The organism is Flagellimonas olearia, from assembly GCF_004150225.1.
Classification (GTDB): Bacteria; Bacteroidota; Bacteroidia; order Flavobacteriales; family Flavobacteriaceae; genus Flagellimonas; species Flagellimonas olearia.
The window spans coordinates 88,208-106,473 of the sequence record NZ_ML142908.1 but is presented as its reverse complement, the minus strand read 5'-3'; the positions used below and the strand labels follow the sequence as shown (position 1 = coordinate 106,473).

Below are 18,266 nucleotides of genomic sequence, written 5' to 3'. Positions count from 1 at the left end.
TTTTGTAAATGTATGTAATCGTTGGTGTTTCTTAAGACTGTACGAAAACTTTTTTGTGGTTTGTTTTTTGAACTTTTGAAAGATTTGTGCTTTTTCGAAACAAGGAAAATTGCACAGTGCTAAACTTGAGGTGCACATAAGTTTTAGGTTGGTAATCTACAAAACAGTGATTCTGGGATTACTTTTTTCGAAGCGAGGATTCCCGGATTACTAAATCCGTTTTAAGGGTGATGGTTTCAAAGTCGATGGCATTGTCTTCATCCTCGATTTGTCGTATCAATAATTTAGCGGCGGCCTCTCCCATTTGGTATGCCCGGTCATTTACCGTGGTAAGGTTGGGTTGGATTACCTGTGATATAGGGTAATTACTGAACCCTACCACCGCTATTTGTTCGGGAACCTTAAATCCGGCTTTTTGGAAAACTTGAACTGCGCTGATGGCCGTATAGTCGTTGGAGCAGAAAATCCCATCGGGTATTTGGGGCAGGGCAATGAATTTATGGGCGCAGGAAGCCCCTTCTTCATAACTGAGGTTTTGGGTCTCAAGGACCAAATTGGGGTCATAAGGAATATCATGCGCCTGTAATGCAGCTTTGTACCCCTCAAAACGATGCTTAAATATTGAGGCGCCTTGATTCCCTGCTATATGCCCTATTCTTTGACACCCTTGTTCGATAAGATGTTCCGTGGCCTTGAAAGCAGAGCCAAAATCATCTATGACCACTTTATTGGCCTGAAAATCCAAAGGGACCCGATCGTAGAATATGATGGGAATCCCAAGTTTGACCAACTTTTTAAAATGGGTATAGCTCTTGGTTTCATTGGAAAGACATACAATAATGCCTTCCACCAATCTATTCTGTAGGATCTTGGCAATTTCCTTTTCCCTTTCAATGGAATCCTTGGATTGGAATATGGTAATGTTGTAGCCTTCCCTGTAGGCAAGATCTTCTATGCCGCTGATGACCAATGAGTGAAAATGGACATCTATTTGAGGAACGATGACCCCAATGGAGTGGGTTCTTTTTTTTCGGAAGCCTGCTGCAATCGAATTGGGCACAAAACCAAGTTCCTCGGCTTTTTTCCGTACCTTTTTCTTGGTGGATTCACTTATGGCAGGATGCCCTGCAATGGCCCTCGAAATGGTGGATGGGGATAGTTGGAGCTCCTTGGCCAAATCTTTAAGGGTTATTCTTGGGCGGGACATTATAGCGAATTACAAACGTTTGCGTTTATTTTAAATGTTGGAATTGTTCATTAATCGAACACTGGACATTTTTTCCAATTTTACAGACAAATTTAGCGGATTTTTAATGCTAGGGGATTCTTTGGTCCATTTTGATTCGAAATTATTTATGCAAACGTTTGCATAAATATTGCGCTAACTCTATATTTGGGTCCTAATCATTTTCTAGTTAGGGAAGAATGGGGGAAAACCACGATAATATAAATGTGTATGCTTCACGAATGGAAGCAGGGGAGGCAGCAGGAAGAGCAGTTGAAGAGCACCTTGTTAAACTTCAGCAGTGGCAAGACGATATCCGGATTATTTTCGCAGCAGCACCCTCACAAGATGCCATGTTGGATTACTTGTCGGCCTCAAAACGTATTGAGTGGAGCAAGGTAACGGCTTTTCATATGGATGAGTATTTGGGACTGCCCAAAGGAGCTAAACAACATTTTTCGGAATACTTAAAAAGCAGACTTTTTTCAAAGGTTCCCTTGAAGAAGCAAATCTTGATCGACCCATTTGGCGAAGTGGAAAGTGAGCTTTCCCGATATTCAGCTTTGATCAATGAAAAACCAATTGATGTGGTTTGTTTGGGTATCGGTGAAAATGGACACATTGCTTTCAATGACCCTCCTGTGGCAGATTTTAACGATTCCAAGACCATTAAGGTGGTGAAATTGGATGAAGCTTGTAGGATTCAACAGGTAAATGACCAATGTTTTGAGAGATTGGAAGATGTGCCCAAAAAAGCCTTGACATTGACCGTACCCGCTTTGGTCCGTGGAAAAAGAATGTTCTGTGTTGTTTTGGGAACAAATAAAAGTGAGGCGGTAAAAAATACATTGACGGGGCCGGTTGCCGAAAGTTGCCCGGCATCCATCTTGACTACACACCCGGATTGTACCTTTTACTTTGATGAGGATGCGTATCAAAAAGTTATGGAAATTTCAATTTAAAACAAGAAATATGATTTCAAATCACTTATTAAGGACCTTGTTGATTCTGGTTTTATGTCTCAAGGCTACTCTGACCTTGCGGGGACAGGATAACCCGGATTTTAAGGTAAGAGGGTTTCATATTGACCTAAGGATACAGGTCATGACGCCAGAGGCCTTGAAAAATTTTGCCAAGGAGCTGGCAGATTTTGGGATGAATACTTTGGTCATGGAATGGGAAGGGACCTATCCGTTTAAGAACCACCCTGCCATTTCCAATAAATATTCATATACCCGTGAGGAAATTGATGATTTTATCTCCTACTGCGACAGCTTGGGCATAAAGGTGATTCCTTTACAACAGAGTTTGGGACATGTGGAATATATTCTAAGGAATCCTAGATATAGTCAACTGAAAGAAGACCAAAAGGATATTTCCCAACTCTGTCCCATGGAAGACGAAGCGAGCAAAGCTCTATTTACGGAGTTGTTTTCAGATTTGGCGGAAACACATAATTCGGATTACATCCATATTGGTGGGGACGAGACCTATTTGTTGGGGCATTGCCCAAGATGTAAAGAGAAATCGGAAAAGTATGGCAAGTCCAAACTGTTTGTGGACCATATGAAAATGATATCTGAAATCGTGATCGGATTGGGAAAAATTCCCGTAATGTGGGCCGATATTATCTTGGAACACCCCGAAGCAGCTGCTGATTTACCAGCGGAAACCATTTTTGTGGATTGGAATTATGGATGGAAAATAAGTCACTTTGGCGACATTCCTTCCCTTCAGAAAATTGGGTTTACCTTTTGGGGCTCTCCGTCCATACGGTCCCATCCGGATAATTGGTATGTGACCAAATGGCCAAAGCATTTTCAAAATCAGAGCGATTTTATTCCTTATGCCAGACAAGCGGGCTACAAAGGTATGGTCATGACTTCTTGGTCCACTTCCGGTGTATATGGTTTTACTTGGGATTCTGGATATGACGTGTTGGATATGGTACAGATAAGGAACAACTATCCCATGTCCGGTTTCCGAATTTTGATCGCAAGCTATGCCCAGGCCTTGGAACAGGATGCCCCCATTGATGGGCAATCCTTTGCTTTGCAATATGGGAAAGAACGGTTTGGTTTAAGCCATAAGGACAGTCAGGTGCTATGGAAATTCCTTTCGGCGGATTCAGAGTTGATTGCGAACGGAAAACCTGAAAAAAGCGCCAGTATTGATGAAGTAAAGGCCAAATATGACCCAATTCGGAAAGAAATCAACCAGGTTGAGCCCCGTAGAAACCAAAAGGAATTTGAGCATTTTAAGCTAATGGCCGATTTGCGGATGCACTATTTGGATTTCAAAGCAGTGGAGGCCCGGTACAATTCCAAAGATTTTTCAGTAGTGGAAACTCCAGCTTTGCTTGCAAAATTGGACGCTATTCTAACTGAAGCCGAAACGCTCAACAAGCGTTTTATGGCACTCAACAAAGGGTTTCTTTATGATGCGGAACTGCAAGAGCAGAACAACATACGGGTTCAGCAGGTCAAAGGTCTTTATGACCGACTTGCAAAGGCCAAATAACCAATGACAGGGATAACCCCACTTTAAATCATGCAGATACTTGACTGGATTGTTTTGTCTATCTATTTCCTAATGCTCTTGGGCATAGGTCTCTGGGCCTATTTTCGGGTAAAGAATTCAGCCGACTTTTATACCGCTGGCGGAAAGCTCCCTTGGTGGTTGTCGGGTATCTCACACCATGTTTCAGGGTATAGTGGAGCCGTTTTTGTCGCCTATGCGGGTATCGCCTACACCCATGGCTTCAGTTTGTATGTTTGGTGGGCCTTTACCGTTGCCTTGGCTACTTTGATGGCGGCATTCTTTATTGCCCCACGATGGTCCCGTCTCCGTATTTTTTCTGGGGTGCAGTCCCCAACAGAATATTTGCTGAAACGATATGACCTGAAAACCCAACAACTGATTGCATGGACAGGGGCCATTATAAAGGTTTTTGATACTGGAGGGAAATTGGCCGCCATTGCAGTTTTGTTGAATGTTTTCAGTGGAGCTTCCATTAGTTTTGGTATCATCTTGGTGGGAATGATCTCACTTATATACATTACCATTGGCGGTCTTTGGGCGGATGTTTGGAATGATTTTGGACAATTTATGGTGCAACTTCTTGCAGGTATCACCATGTTTGTGGTGATCATCTTAAAACTTGATGATGGTCTCGATGGAATCTTTACCGTATGGGATAGATTACCAGAAGGGCATTCCAACTTATTCAATGAACCCTATACCTTTGGTTTTGTCTGTGTGATATTGATCATTAATTTTTTCAGCTATAGTGGAGGCACCTGGAATTTGGCTACGCGGTTCATTTCTTCCAAATCGGGAAAGATGGCCAAAAAGGCTGCCATATTATCTTCCATACTTTATTTTGTTTGGCCCTTGGTGCTTTTTTATCCCATGTTCAGTGCGCCCTTGTTCTTTGAAAACCTTTCGGACCCCACTCTTTCCTACGGAATGCTGGTCAAAGAGTTTTTGCCCTCCGGCTTGGTGGGCCTTGTGTTGGCTTCGTTGTTTGCCAATACCCTTTCCATGACCGCTTCGGATTCCAATACGGTATCGGCAGTGATCAGTAGGGACATACTTCCTGTGTTGTTTCCTAAAATAAGAACGTTTACGGATAAAAAATTGCTCCGCCTTGCTAGGGTCACTACTTTCTGTTTTACCCTGTGTACCATTATTACAGCGCTGAATTCCAGTTATTTTGGAGGAGTGTTTGGATTGATTGTCAGCTGGTTTGCGGCGTTGTTAGGGCCTATTTCCATTCCCATGATCTTGGGATTGTTGCCCGCTTTTGCCAAAAGTGATGGAAGGGCGGCATTGATTTCCATAGTTGGAGGGCTGTTGGCTTTTATGGGATTGAAACTTGTTCCAACGAATTCCCTTGCCTTGGAAATTGGGGGCCAACCTTGGTATCATTTTTTCTTTTTGTGCTATGGGGATGGTTGAATAATAAACCTGTACCTGCTGAAGTAAAGGATTTACATCTTAAATTGGAGAGCAAGTCAAAAGAATAATATGATGCAAGCCCCATTGAGAGGTATACATTTTGAAAGTGGGAAGGGTGTTGAAATCCATATTGAAAATGGGACCATATCCAAGCTGGTGGATATACCTTCGGAAGGATTGAGTCATCGGATAGCTCCAGGATTGGTAGATCTTCAGGTAAACGGGTACAAGGGAATCGATTTCAACAGTGGGGACATCACCAAGGAAGAGGTAGCGAAAGTTGTCCAATGCTTATGGGAAGTGGGGGTCACCACGTTCTATCCCACTTTGATTACCAATTCGGACGATACTATATCCCGTGCCATAGAAACCATAGTGGCAGCCTGTGAGGAAGATAAGCTTGTGAATGATTCCATTGGGGGTATCCATTTGGAAGGTCCGTTCCTTTCCGCGGAAGAAGGCCCGCGTGGAGCACATCCGCTTGAACATATCAAAAATCCAGATTGGGAGCTTTTTAAAGCATGGCAAGAATGTGCCAAAGGCCGGATAAAACTGATGACCCTTGCTCCAGAGAGGGAGGGGGCATATGATTTTATAAAGAAATGCACTGCTTCAGGAGTGTTGGTTTCCCTTGGACATACCGCAGCGACTCCTGAACAGATAAAGAATGCGGTGGTAGCGGGTGCTCGCATGTCCACCCATTTGGGGAATGCCGCCCACCTTAACTTGCCCCGTCACCCCAATTATATTTGGGAACAATTGGCTTCGGATGATTTGTGGATTTCCCTTATCGCCGATGGGTTTCATCTTCCAGAATCCGTGTTGAAGGTTTTTATGAAGGTAAAGCCCGGGAAGAGCGTTTTGGTAAGTGACTGCACCCAATTTGCAGGATTACCTCCGGGAACCTATACTTCGCATATTGGAGGTGCCATTGAACTGGGCAAGGAAGGAAGGCTCTTCATGAAGAAAAGTCCAAGCCTTTTGGCAGGTTCTGCGCAATCACTGGTCCATTGTGTCGATCATTTGGTAAACTCAGACTTGGTTCCCCTGTCAGTGGCATGGCGTATGGCATCCATCAAACCAATGGAAGTAATGAACATCGAGGGATACGGTATCAGCGAAAATGGAAAGGTCGATCTTGTGGTTTTTGAACGTAGATCAAATAAGATTCAAATTGTTCAGACCATAAAATCAGGAAAAGTGGTCTACCCATCAAGTAGTTAGAATTGGTTTTCTTTAAAAGGACCTAAGGTAAAATAAAGTGCATCTGTTGCGTCCATACGATAACGGGGTTTTATTCGTTCCACTAAAGACCTAGTCTACAAAAATTCATTTTAAACAGATTAACCGAAAAGGGAAAATATGAAGAAACTATTATTGGTCGTATTCCTGGTAATTGGTATACGTGCAAATGCCCAAGAGCACAAAACCTATTATGATACCGGAGAACTGGATGAGGTTGGCGTTTTGGAAAATGGTATGCCAACGGGTACTTGGAAAAAATATTATAGAAGTGGTCAGTTGGCGGCCATAGCCACTATGGAAGCGGGTATGCCGATTGGCGAGGCAAAGGTTTACCATGAGAACGGGCAGTTGGCCGAGGTAAGGGTATATCAGAAAGGAAGGATCCATGGGACATACAAAGAGTATTCGGAGAACGGCCAATTGATTAAAATTGGAAGTTATTCAAATGGCGATCAGCAAGGCAATTGGAAGGAATATTACAAGAATGGGCAACTTAAGGAAACAGGAGCTTACAAAAATGACAGACGTGACGGACAATGGGAAATGTACTATGAAGACGGTAAACTCTCGGAGCTGATAAACTATAAAGATCAGGTGCGTGAAGGAATCTATGAGAAATATTATAAGGATGGAACCTTGGAGAAAACTGGGGCATATGAGGACGGGGATGGTTTTGGAGAGTGGAAATATTACCACGGGAATGGAAAGTTGGCAGAGATAGGCAATTATGAAAAAGGATCAAAGGATGGAGAATGGAAACATTATCACGATAACGGTCAACTATATCATGTGCTTTTGCATGATAAAGGTAGACTTATGGACGTAATTTCTTGTTTTGATGGAAAAGGAAACCGCTTGGAAAAAGGAAGCTTGGTGAATGGGGATGGCACGGTGAATTACTATGACAGTAATGGGAAGTTACTGGAAACCATCGATTATTTGGACGGATACCTGCCCATTTTCTAGGGATTTTAAAAATATGGTTCGTGCAACAAGAAAGGCCGGGATTTTAAATCCCGGCCTTTCTTGTTAATGTCATCTTGATGTTTGGGAATCAACTTGGGATTAAGAATTTCAATATTGATCTTTATACGTACAATTCATCTCCTATTTTCGAAAAACAGGAAGGAATCCTGGAGACTACCCTATAAGTTTATCGTCAAAACTCCGATAAACATGATATCACTTCACATCAATGGTAAGTACTACACAATTGAAGATGACCCCGCAACACCTTTACTTTGGGTATTAAGGGACAGTCTGGGTCTTAAGGGGACAAAGTATGGTTGTGGAATCGGACAATGTGGTGCATGTTCCGTCATGGTGGATGGTGTCTCGATCCGGTCCTGCGCATTGCCCGTTGAAACAGTTACAGATAAAACCATTGTAACCATTGAAGGAATAGGAACGGAAGATAGACTGCACCCTGTACAAGAAGCTTGGATAGCGGAAGATGTTCCCCAATGTGGATACTGCCAGAGTGGTCAAATCATCAGTGCCGTCTCCTTATTGGACCAAAACCCTGATCCTTCCCTTCAGCAAATCAAAAAGGCCATGGATGGGAATCTCTGTCGATGCGGTACCTACAACCGGATTGAAAAAGCCATCTTAAGAGTCAAAAGCATATAGTATATTGATATGGAGCGCAGATTTTTTTTGAAATCAACGAGTTTTGGGGCTGGAGGGTTGTTAATCAGTTCCTGTATTGGTTTTATGGGCTGTGAGACAGAACCCGTGGAGCCATGGGAACCTAACTTCTTTCTAAGGATAATGCCAGATGGTACTGTGGAATTCAGTTGCCCCCAATCTGAAATAGGCCAAGGAACTTCTACCGGCCTCACCCAAATTTTGGCCGATGAACTGGGGGCGGATTGGGACAAGATCAAGATCCAATTGGCAGATGGAAGCTTTGAAAAATTTCCCGGAACCCAAGGGACAGGAGGAAGCAATGGCATCAGAAAGTTATGGGAACCCCTACGAAAAGCTGCTGCCATGGCTCGGGAAATGCTGATTCTGGCCGCATCCAAAAAATGGGATGTTCTTCCTGTTGATTGTTATGCCAAAGATGGATTTGTACATTCAACCAAGACCCAGCTAAAAATAGCATTTGAAGAATTACTGTCTTTGGTCAAAGACGAATACCCATCGGAAGACATTGCTTACAAAAAGGAATCGGACTACCAATATATTGGAAAGTCCATTTCGGGCCACAAAAACAAAAAAATCGTTACCGGGAGTTTGGAATATTCCATGGATGTGACCCTTCCCAATATGATATATGCCCGCATTGTCCGATGTCCGGTATTTGGCGGTGTGGTGAAGCATTTCAATGCAGATGCCGCTAAAAAGATGCCGGGTGTTATCAAAATAGTTCAGATTGAGCCCATTCCTGTTTTTGAAAATGACTTTGTTGGTGGGGTGCGTTCGGGAATTGCCGTATTGGCCGATTCGTCATGGAGGGCAATCAAAGCCAGTGAATTGCTGGAGATCACATGGGATTATGGGGCCAATGCATCTTTGGATGAAAATGCCATCTATAATGAATTTGAGGAAAATGAAAAGGCAGTAAAACCTATTGAAGGTGGAGCGTTCAGTGATTTTCCCAATGCGCCGATAGAAGAGACCATTTCGGCAAGATATACAATTCCATATCAGGCAAACGCGTGTATGGAACCCTTGAACTCGGTTGCTTTTCATAAAGGGTATGAGGTTGAGGTTTGGGCCGGGACCCAATCCCCACAAATGACCCGGGAAAGAATAGCGGAGCTTACAGGCCTTCCTCTGGCATCGGTCATTATCCATAATAAATTTGCAGGAGGAGGTTTCGGAAGAAGGTTTTTTACGGATTTTGTAGAGGAGGCCGTAATACTGTCAGGGAAGGTAAGGAGGCCGGTAAAATTGATTTGGACCAGGGAAGATACCATATCAGTATCCAAATATCATCCGTACGCGGTGGAATATTGGTCGGCCCATTTGGGAAAGAACAATATCTTTTTGGGCTTTTCCAACAAAGGATATTTTACACGGGCATCCAATTATCCATCTTACTTATATGGCAAACCCATACGATTCCATGAAAGCATACAGAACTCGGCAAAGCAACTGCTTCCAAGAGCTTCATGGAGGAGTGTAATGGCCTATCCATGGGGTTTTGGTATGGAATCTTTTATGGATGAGGTGGCCCATAAACTTGGAAAGGACCCCCTTGCATTTCGGTTGGAATTGTTGGGGGGAGCAGATGTTTCCAGCTTGAATAGAAACCCGGAATCGCCCTACCAACTGGAAGCAATACGGTTAAGAAAGACCCTGGAAACGGCATCCCAGAAGTCTGGATATACAAAAACTACGAAAGAGGGTCGTGCCTTTGGGGTTTCGGCCATAATGTACAACTACTCCTATTGTGCCCATATTGCTGAGGTTTCGGTAAAGGAAGGCCAGTTGAAAGTCCATAAGTTCACCTCTGTTGTGGATTGCGGCAAGGTAATCAACCCCAGTCAGGTGAAATCCCAAATTGAGGGGAGCATTGTTTGGGGATTGACGGCATTGCTCAAAGGGTGCATTACTGTAAAAGAAGGCAGGGTGGAGCAGTCTAATTTCCATGACTATCCCTTGTTGAGATATAGTGAAACGCCAGAAATTGAAGTCCATTTGATGGCATCCGATCATATGCCGACGGGGGTCGGCGAGCCAGGGGTTCCTGGAGTGGCCCCGGCAGTTCTGAATGCTATTTACAATGCTACGGGAATACGGTTACGGGATGCACCGGTTTTGGAAATCCCCTGAATATTGGAAGCTCAAGGATAACAGACCCATTATTTTTGTTGTTTCTTTTTTCCCAGCAACAATCGCAACTGTGACCCCCATCCTCCAATGAGGGCATCATCAATGCCGTCACCGTTTACATCGCCAATGGCAATGTCCCAGCTTCTGCCAAAAGTGTTTTTTGGGATAATCTCTTGGGTCTTGTCTATAAAATTCCCGTTCCCGTCATTTTCATAGGCATGCATTTGCATAGGGGCAAAAGGAGGGATTTCTATGGCACTCATCAGAAGGTCCATGTCACCATCTTGATCAAAATCTATAGGGCTGCCGGCATAGGTTGAAAAGGTATTGGAAGGCATTTTTTCGGTTTGGTCCTTGAAATGGGCGTTCCCATCATTGATAAGAAGACGGGTTCGGGGGTCTTTTTCCCATTGTCCCCCATTATTGGTGAGGTTGGCAAATACAATGTCTAAATCGCCATCATTTTCGGCATCTACCAAAATAACCTTTCTAGTGTGCAAAGGGACAGAAAGTTCCAATTGGTCGGCCACTTCCTTAAATGTTCCCATGCCATCGTTGAGAAACAGCCTGTTCGGGGGGATTTCGTTGCCCACGACCATATCCAAATCCCCATCGCCATCCAAATCGGCCAGTGCGATGCTTTGGGACCCATCATTGATTTGGGGCAATCCCTGTGCGGTATAATCAATAAAGTAACCCGGGTTGTTTTTGTCATTGAGCCAAAGGAAGTTTTGACCGGAAACTCCTGAATTTCCAATCAAGATGTCAGGTAGCTCGTCTCCATTTACATCACCTACGTCCAATCCATTGCCTTCACTTTGACCAAGCATTCTGTCGCTGACATTTTGGAAGGAGGCATCACCATTGCCCAAATAATATTCATGGTATTGGTCATCTTCGGCAACAAAGATGATATCCATGATTCCATCATCGTTGAAATCAGCAATACGTACATGTTCCGTGTCATGTGACCCACCTCCAAACACTCCTTTTTTCCATGTGAACTTTCCCTTGCCATCGTTGAGGTACAGTCGGTTGATGTCTGATTCCAACGCCAGTATGGCATCCAAATCCCCATCTGCGTCCACATCCAACAAGGCAACATCCAAAGCATGGGCTTCTGGATCATGGGGAATGTGGGTTTCCGTGACATCCATAAAATAGGAGGTTTCATTGGATTGTGAACTTGCACCGGTAGAGATACCCAATAGTGCTATGAAAATGTAATGGTGTGGCTGTACGTTTTGCATGTGCTATGTTTTAAAGTTTTGAATGCTTTTTAGCCATATCAAAAAAAAGGTATTGCCGATAATTGGTCCAACTCAATTGATTTAATTCCCTTTAAACCTTACGGATTTATCGAGGTAGATATTTAAATTGTTTTCGTAAGGTGATGACTCCCTCGCTGGGAAAATCATTGGGTACTCTTTGGGTGACCTTTCCCGAAGCGGCCCATTCCGCCCCCCGAAGCAAGGTGACCTGAAACCCCGTACATTCTGTAGAATACCGAAGTTCAGGATCGTTCCCTGCATGCCCCATGGCTGTAACAAACACACGTCCTTTTCCATATTTTACGGTCCATAGCATAGGCTCATTTCTACCTGTACCATCCAACTCGGGATCATCATAAGCGGTGGCCAGTACTTCCATATGTTGGGCGGGACCACGGGTTCTCCCATAAAGCTCGTCCTTGAAATGTTCCCATACGGGCGGAAGACCTTTTAAAATTGGGTGGTCTGGCTTTCTGTGGACCACGGTAAATGGATGCTGTAAAGCATGGTGCCCAGCACTTCCAGGAGAATAATCGTAGACAATCCGGTCATTTTTCCAATAAACATAAGGTCCATCTTTCTCATTGCGCCCGTTCCATGCACCCAATCCGATCATTTTGTTGTATTCGGCCCAGTCGTCCATGGCCACAATGGAAGAGTGCATGACCACGACGCCTCCTCCTTGGGCAACGTATTCCTCGAACTTCTTTTGGGTAGGTTCGGCCCAAGTGGTTCCCCCATAATTGATCACTACCAGATCATACTGGTCAAAGTTGGGGTTGAACAAGGCAATATCCCCATCCCAATTGGGCGTGGTTTCTATATCGACCGAGAACAGACCGCTGTTCTCCAAAGTCTGTTTTAAGGCATCACTACTGCCTTTCCACCAATGGTTTCCATCTTGTCCGGTCACGATCATCGTTTTGATTGTCTTTTGTGCCTGCATCTGGGAAACACCTCCCAACAATGTAATTAGGCCAAGCAGGGCCATATTTAGTTTTTTCATGGCTTTTGGGTTCTTAAGATGTTATAAATGGTTTTTATCATGGCTCCTTCCTCGTCGTCGGATTCATAGGACCAGTACATACCTCCCCGCAGTCCCCTGTTCAATATGAATTGGCATTTTAATGCTATGGATTCTGGGGTTTCAAACGTATAGATCATCTGGCCCCGTGAGTTGACCAAATAAGAAACCTTGGCGTCTTCATCCCATTTTACCTCATATTTGGTCTGCCGCAGCAGGCTCTTGTAATCCACATCCCCGACTTTGTCCCGATCCCCTTTTCCATAAAGGGGCATCCCCATGACCAGTTTATCCAATGGTACACCAGCTTTTAAATGGGCATCCACGGCTTCCTCGGAGGTTATATTTCCGGTTCGTTTAGATCTGTAGAGAGCTGAATGGTGGTTTGGGGGCATTCCCATATCATAGGCCATGATGTTCACAAAATCAGTATAAGGCATGATGTCCCTAAAATTGATGTATTCCCCAGAGGCCACAGTGGCCAAGGTCAACAGTTTGTAGGGGCCAATGGCATCCCTGATGTCTTTCATCAACAATGTAAAGTTGGCGGTATCGTCAGGAGAGGCGGAAATTTTGGCCAAGTTGCTTGTGGGATACTCCCAGTCGATATCTATTCCATCAAGGCCAAATTCCTCCACTACGCGTTGGCAGTCGGCTGCAAATCGCTCCCGATTCCCTTTATCGGCGGCCATTTCACTAAAACGTCCGCTTCCCCAGCCTCCAATGGACAGCATTACCTTCAGGGAAGGAAATTGTTTCTTGAGGTCCACAATGGTCTGTAAACGTTCCTCGTTGTCAATACGCACCCCATCAAAACTATCGGTAACATGTCCAAACGCATAATTGATATGGGTCACATACGATGGGTCTGGCAGCCCTTCTTTCCATGAGGTCACATAGGCCACGACCACTTTTTTGTCGAATTCAATCGTATCATAAAACCACTCCACATCCAGATGGTTGCCTTCTTCATCCACAGTAAATGCATCATCCTTGAAATACTTGCGATAGAGTTCGTATTTGCCATCCTTGTCACGGTCTTCCAATAGGATATCCCGTTCCGTGGAAATGGTAACCGATGAGGTGTACTGCACTTCCTTGGAGTAGTGATCTAGAATTACATAGTAATTTTTAAAAAGATCGAAGTAGGGGTAATGCCCATTATGCGCACTGAACAACAGTACATCCTCCAAGCCTGGGTCACTGTCCATCTGCACCAATTGTGACGCATGGAGTCCGAATCCCCTTTTTTGGATTCCCGAAGGATAGTGGTCCCAAGTTTTGGGAAGGCTTGTAGTGGCGAATTGTCCCCATCCTGAAAAAGATAGGAGCAATGCGGCGAAACAAAATAGTAGTCTCCTCATTTGTTTTGATTTTATCGATTCATTTATTTGGCCTTTATGATCAACCTAAGCGATCATTACAGTTTTCTTACGAGATTTTATCTTTGATACGGGATGCAGCGGCAGCATCCAACAATACCTCACAATTGGGGTGTAATTGCACCACCGAAGCAGGAATATCAGTGGTTACGGGTCCCAATACGGCCTTTTCCACCATTTCGGCCTTGTGCTCTCCCTTTACGATCAGGATCAGTTTTCGGGTGAGCATAATATTTTTGATGCCCCGGGTAAGACCACCCAGTTCATGATCGGCGGACACATTGGTTTCCCTACGCACCCGTGCCTCAAAATCGGGATCCATGGGGGAAACCCAAGTCTCACTTTCAAACGGAGTTCCTGGCTGATTGATCCCAATATGGCCGTTGGTGCCGAGCCCCAACATCTGTAGGTCGGCCCCGCCCCGTTCGGCCAAACGCTCCTCAAAAAGCTTTGCTTCGGCCTCAAAATCATCGGACATGGTAGGGGGCATGATGAAATTCTCCTCTGGAATCCCTAGCGGACCGGCAATCTGGTTTTTGATCATGGTATAGCAGCTACCGGCATACTCACGGGGGAGATTGGTCAATTCATCCACATTGAACAGGGTGAGCTGATCTACGGCAAAAGGGTATTTTTCATGGATTTGGGAAACAATGGCGTGCATGTTGATCGTGGTCTGTCCCGTTGAAAGCCCGATTACGGAATCTGGTTTTTCCAAGATCTGTGCAATGATCCGCCATGCAGCGGTGATGTCAAAATCCGATTCGTCCTTGGTAATGGTAATTTTCATGTATCGTTGTTATGGTTTACTCAATTCGTTTTGAAAAAAATCTTCTATGGCTTGGGCAGCTTCCAATTCGTCCTCACCCTCTATGGTCAGCATTATGGAATCGCCCCCTTTTGCCCCCAACGTCATCAACCCGATCATACTGTTGAGTTCAATGGGGTCCTTATCTTTTTTGATTTGTATGGTCGATTGAAATTTTCGTCCAATTTTGATCAGATTTGCCGCTGGTCGGGCATGGATTCCATCTGGATCCGTGATGATGTATTCTTTTGAAATCATATATGTTTTTCGAGATAGTCGGTTATACTTTTTGAATGGTCCATGTTCATGACATGATTCCATATTTCTTTGGCTTTCTTGATATTGTGTTTGCGAATGATATCCTTTACCTCTGGAATGGAGGTACTGCTCATTGAAAATTCCCTCAGTCCCATTCCCATTAAAAGGAGGGTTGCCCTGGTATCAGAGGCAAGCTCTCCGCACACGCTTACTGATATGTTATGGTCATGGGCCCGCTCAATACTCTGATGAACAAGCCTCAACACGGCGGGATCAAATGGGTCGTACAGCTGTTTGATGTTTTCGTTCCCGCGATCTACGGCAAGGGTATATTGGCAAAGATCATTTGTACCAATGCTGAAAAAATCCACTTCCTTGGCGAGTACATCTGCCATGATTGCGGCTGAAGGAACCTCAATCATGATTCCCACGGGGATGTTCGGAGCAAATACAATGCCTTCGGAGAACAGCTCTTCCTTGACTTGGTCCAAAATTTCCTTGGCTTTCCGAAGCTCCATGACACTGGAGATCATGGGGAACATGATTTTAAGGTTTCCATGTACACCCGCTCTGAGAATGGCCCGAAGTTGGGTGGTAAATATTTCCTGGCGGTCCAGGGAAATTCGAATGGCCCGGTATCCCAAAAAGGGATTCTCCTCTTTGGGAAGGTCAAAATACCCCAAGGGTTTATCACCACCTATATCAAGTGTTCTTACAGTAACGGGAGTGCCTTGGGCATGGATGGCCACCGATTTATAGAATTGGTATTGCTCCTCTTCAGTTGGGAAGGATTCCTTTTCCATATACATCATCTCGGTACGCAAAAGACCTGCTCCCTTGGCGCCAAATTCCAAGGCCTTCGTCATGTCTTTGTCATTGGAGATATTGGCCAATAGGGTTATACCAACCCCATCATTGGTAATGGCAGGCACCTCTTTCAACGAGTTTAGATAGGCCTTGTGTTTGATAAAATCCACCTGCTTTTGTCGGTATTCTTCCTTCACATTTTCGCTTGGGTTTACAATCACCGTTCCTTGGGTTCCATCCACAATGATATGATCTCCATGGATTACGGTTTCCAATAGTTCACCACAGCCCAATACTGCGGGTACATTATTGGATTTGGCCAAGATCGCGGTATGCGAAACGGCTCCCCCAGTTTCCGTGGCGAAGCCCAAAACCTTTTCCAAATCCATGGATATGGTGTCCGAAGGGGAGAGTTCCTTGGCCAATACGATGGAATTGGGGCCAAGAGGAGTTATTACTTTGTGATTTCCCTGTAGATTTCCCGCAATACGATCTCCAATATCCCGAATATCTGCCGATCGAGCACGTAAATAGGCATCATCCAATCCTTCAAAGAGCTGTACCATTTTGTTGACCACCAAGGTCACCGCGTCCATTGCATTCTTTCTTTCCTCGGTAATATGGTTTATGACTTCATCATTGATCTGTGGGTCCTGCAACAATTCAATATGTGATTCCAGAATGTCAAATTCTTCTGGGTTTGATTTTGCTTTGTCCTTCAACAGCTCAAGTTGCCCCATTGACTTACGGATGGCATCCTCAAACTTTTCAAGTTCGATGGGAATCGATTGGTCGTCGATCAAAATTCCAGATAAAGTTGGTCTGGTCTTGATGATAAGATGGGCGTACCCTATGGAAATGCCTGGGGATGCGGCCACCCCCATAAATCGTTTTTCTATTTTTTCTTCTTTATCCACTTTTACAAGTCTAGATGAATATGTGGAACATGCTTCCCAAGAATCCTAGTACAAGCAGTCCCAATAACAATAGGGTGACCTTCACGTTCTTCTTTAAAAAGAAGTAGGTTAAAAAGGTCAATAACAATGGAATGATCCCTGGCGCCAATTGATCCAAAATTCCCTGCAATGCAACCGTGGAATCTCCTGTCCCAATCTCTATTGGGGTGTTTACCGACATGAGCAGGGAGGGCATGGCCCCAACAACCATAAGGCCAACAATGGAAGACCCAAACGTAAGGTTGTCCATTAGCTTACTCCCTGACAGTCGTTGTAAAAAGCGGTTCCCTTGGGTATATCCAATAAAGGTAAGCTTGTATCTGAGCCAAAGGTGCGGACCATTGTATATGATGATAAATAGAACCGGACCTATAATGTTCCCTTGAAGGGCCAGTGATGCTCCAACACCTGCGGCCACTACTTTTAGTGTTCCCCAGAACAAGGAATCGAATATTCCGGCAATAGGCCCCATAAGACCCACCTTTACGGCATTGATGGATTCCGGGTTGAAATCCTTGGTCTTTGCATTTTGCTCTTCCATGGCCGCGGCCACACCCAAAATCAATGTGGAACCATATGGACTTGTATTGAAAAACTGTAAATGACGTTTAAGGGCGGCTGAAATGTCTTCCTTGGTCTTGTATAGCTTCTTCAGTACATGGATGATTGAAAATGCAAACCCTGTATTTTGACATGTCTCAAAATTGAAATTGGCTTCCAAGGCAAGAGATCGATAGAAAATACCCCTGACCTCCTTTTTGGACAGTGAAAACATGGCTTCGTCACTATCTGCGGTTTCGTCCCCATCATCGGAATCAAAATTTTGTTCTGTAAACTTGGTGATGACGAGCGCTATGATAATCCCAATTCCGCCAATGGCGATCATGGGCAATTTTAAGTAACTGCTCAGAATGAAGCCCAAGAAGAAATAGTGGGCCACTTTTTTGTTGAACATTACATGCATGAGCAAAGCAAACCCCAAAGCGGGAAGCATGTTGCCGGCCACTTTCAACCCATCGTTTACCCAATGGGGGATCATATCCAAGAACACTTTCATGGCATCCGCACCAAGAAAAAGTGCCAAAAAGACAATCAGCCCCATTAAAAGGGGTTTTAGCAGACCTGAAATAATGTGCAGTCGCTGAAATTTTTGAATATCACCTGCTTCAGCATACTGTTCAAACTTTTTATTGAACACGGCACGGAAAATAAAGAGTCCACTCAAGATCATTTCCGCCAAAATTGAGATGGGTACTGCCAATCCCAATGCTATGGACGTTCCCTTGCCGGACATGATGGCAAAGGCGGTTCCCAGAACACCTCCGGTAATGACATCAGGGGGGATGGCCGCCCCAACTTTGATGTTTCCCATAAATATCAGCTCCAAAGTGGCGCCCATGATGATGCCTTGGGTAACATCACCCAGTACCAGACCCACGAGAGGGCCCAGCACCAAAGGTCTGCTGAGCAAGGTGGTGCCCAAAAAGTCCTCAAAATGACCGAACACCGCTATTAAGGTTATTAGAATATTGGTTATCATCTAAAAG

15 protein-coding genes are annotated in these 18,266 nt (G+C 44.5%); 7 read left to right on the top strand and 8 right to left on the bottom strand.

Going from position 1 to position 18,266, the window contains the following annotated elements:
- Window positions 1-178: 178 nt before the first annotated feature.
- On the bottom strand, window positions 179-1,207 hold the full coding sequence (locus DN53_RS05755; protein WP_129653449.1) for a LacI family DNA-binding transcriptional regulator: 1,029 nt from the start codon (window positions 1,205-1,207) through the stop codon (window positions 179-181).
- Between the two features lie 218 nt (window positions 1,208-1,425).
- On the opposite strand from DN53_RS05755, the gene DN53_RS05750 reads away from it, so the two are divergent.
- The 7 genes from DN53_RS05750 (at window position 1,426) to DN53_RS05720 (ending at window position 10,213) form a co-directional block, all read left to right on the top strand.
- On the top strand, window positions 1,426-2,187 hold the full coding sequence (locus DN53_RS05750; RefSeq protein ID WP_129653448.1) for a 6-phosphogluconolactonase: 762 nt from the start codon (window positions 1,426-1,428) through the stop codon (window positions 2,185-2,187).
- 10 nt (window positions 2,188-2,197) lie between these two features.
- On the top strand, window positions 2,198-3,745 hold the full coding sequence (locus tag DN53_RS05745; RefSeq protein ID WP_129653447.1) for a DUF4838 domain-containing protein: 1,548 nt from the start codon (window positions 2,198-2,200) through the stop codon (window positions 3,743-3,745).
- A gap of 30 nt (window positions 3,746-3,775) precedes the next feature.
- Entirely contained in the window at window positions 3,776-5,185 is a 1,410-nt protein-coding gene (locus DN53_RS05740) for a sodium:solute symporter family protein (RefSeq protein WP_207211094.1), read from the top strand.
- Window positions 5,186-5,254: 69 nt separating this feature from the next.
- Complete coding sequence (locus DN53_RS05735) at window positions 5,255-6,409, top strand: N-acetylglucosamine-6-phosphate deacetylase (RefSeq protein WP_207211093.1); 1,155 nt, start codon at window positions 5,255-5,257, stop codon at window positions 6,407-6,409.
- Between the two features lie 138 nt (window positions 6,410-6,547).
- Complete coding sequence (locus DN53_RS05730; protein ID WP_129653446.1) at window positions 6,548-7,396, top strand: toxin-antitoxin system YwqK family antitoxin; 849 nt, start codon at window positions 6,548-6,550, stop codon at window positions 7,394-7,396.
- Window positions 7,397-7,600: 204 nt separating this feature from the next.
- Window positions 7,601-8,059: a (2Fe-2S)-binding protein gene (locus DN53_RS05725; RefSeq protein ID WP_313790133.1), complete on the top strand. Its 459-nt coding sequence runs from the start codon at window positions 7,601-7,603 to the stop codon at window positions 8,057-8,059.
- Window positions 8,060-8,068: 9 nt separating this feature from the next.
- The gene (locus DN53_RS05720; protein WP_129653444.1) at window positions 8,069-10,213 is read left to right on the top strand and encodes a xanthine dehydrogenase family protein molybdopterin-binding subunit; all 2,145 of its coding nucleotides are present in this window, start codon (window positions 8,069-8,071) and stop codon (window positions 10,211-10,213) included.
- 29 nt (window positions 10,214-10,242) lie between these two features.
- Here DN53_RS05720 and DN53_RS05715 read toward each other — a convergent pair whose 3' ends face one another.
- From DN53_RS05715 to DN53_RS05685, 7 genes are all read right to left on the bottom strand, one after another.
- The gene (locus tag DN53_RS05715) at window positions 10,243-11,463 is read right to left on the bottom strand and encodes an FG-GAP repeat domain-containing protein (protein ID WP_129653443.1); all 1,221 of its coding nucleotides are present in this window, start codon (window positions 11,461-11,463) and stop codon (window positions 10,243-10,245) included.
- 106 nt (window positions 11,464-11,569) lie between these two features.
- Window positions 11,570-12,490, bottom strand: coding sequence for a ThuA domain-containing protein (locus DN53_RS05710; protein ID WP_129653442.1), 921 nt, complete (start codon window positions 12,488-12,490; stop codon window positions 11,570-11,572).
- Complete coding sequence (locus DN53_RS05705; RefSeq protein ID WP_207211092.1) at window positions 12,487-13,872, bottom strand: glycoside hydrolase family 18 protein; 1,386 nt, start codon at window positions 13,870-13,872, stop codon at window positions 12,487-12,489. Before DN53_RS05705 ends, DN53_RS05710 begins: the two co-directional genes overlap by 4 nt.
- Window positions 13,873-13,939: 67 nt before the next feature.
- Complete coding sequence (locus tag DN53_RS05700; protein WP_129653441.1) at window positions 13,940-14,680, bottom strand: 6-phosphogluconolactonase; 741 nt, start codon at window positions 14,678-14,680, stop codon at window positions 13,940-13,942.
- A gap of 9 nt (window positions 14,681-14,689) precedes the next feature.
- Window positions 14,690-14,956, bottom strand: coding sequence for an HPr family phosphocarrier protein (locus DN53_RS05695; RefSeq protein ID WP_165357298.1), 267 nt, complete (start codon window positions 14,954-14,956; stop codon window positions 14,690-14,692).
- A complete protein-coding gene (ptsP, locus tag DN53_RS05690) occupies window positions 14,953-16,680 on the bottom strand; it encodes a phosphoenolpyruvate--protein phosphotransferase (RefSeq protein WP_207211091.1) in 1,728 nt (575 codons plus the stop codon). Before ptsP ends, DN53_RS05695 begins: the two co-directional genes overlap by 4 nt.
- 10 nt (window positions 16,681-16,690) lie before the next feature.
- Entirely contained in the window at window positions 16,691-18,259 is a 1,569-nt protein-coding gene (locus tag DN53_RS05685) for a PTS system mannose/fructose/sorbose family transporter subunit IID (RefSeq protein WP_129653439.1), read from the bottom strand.
- Between the last annotated feature and the right edge of the window lie 7 nt (window positions 18,260-18,266).

Bases quoted from the DNA above. Each gene is read 5' to 3' on its own strand.
- DN53_RS05700 (WP_129653441.1), bottom strand. From the start codon at position 14,680: ATGAAAATTACCATTACCAAGGACGAATCGGATTTTGACATCACCGCT.
- DN53_RS05695 (WP_165357298.1), bottom strand. From the start codon at position 14,956: ATGATTTCAAAAGAATACATCATCACGGATCCAGATGGAATCCATGCC.
- DN53_RS05685 (WP_129653439.1), bottom strand. From the start codon at position 18,259: ATGATAACCAATATTCTAATAACCTTAATAGCGGTGTTCGGTCATTTT.
- DN53_RS05750 (WP_129653448.1), top strand. From the start codon at position 1,426: ATGGGGGAAAACCACGATAATATAAATGTGTATGCTTCACGAATGGAA.
- DN53_RS05710 (WP_129653442.1), bottom strand. From the start codon at position 12,490: ATGAAAAAACTAAATATGGCCCTGCTTGGCCTAATTACATTGTTGGGA.
- DN53_RS05735 (WP_207211093.1), top strand. From the start codon at position 5,255: ATGATGCAAGCCCCATTGAGAGGTATACATTTTGAAAGTGGGAAGGGT.
- DN53_RS05755 (WP_129653449.1), bottom strand. From the start codon at position 1,207: ATGTCCCGCCCAAGAATAACCCTTAAAGATTTGGCCAAGGAGCTCCAA.
- DN53_RS05740 (WP_207211094.1), top strand. From the start codon at position 3,776: ATGCAGATACTTGACTGGATTGTTTTGTCTATCTATTTCCTAATGCTC.
- DN53_RS05730 (WP_129653446.1), top strand. From the start codon at position 6,548: ATGAAGAAACTATTATTGGTCGTATTCCTGGTAATTGGTATACGTGCA.
- DN53_RS05745 (WP_129653447.1), top strand. From the start codon at position 2,198: ATGATTTCAAATCACTTATTAAGGACCTTGTTGATTCTGGTTTTATGT.
- DN53_RS05720 (WP_129653444.1), top strand. From the start codon at position 8,069: ATGGAGCGCAGATTTTTTTTGAAATCAACGAGTTTTGGGGCTGGAGGG.
- DN53_RS05715 (WP_129653443.1), bottom strand. From the start codon at position 11,463: ATGCAAAACGTACAGCCACACCATTACATTTTCATAGCACTATTGGGT.
- DN53_RS05705 (WP_207211092.1), bottom strand. From the start codon at position 13,872: ATGAGGAGACTACTATTTTGTTTCGCCGCATTGCTCCTATCTTTTTCA.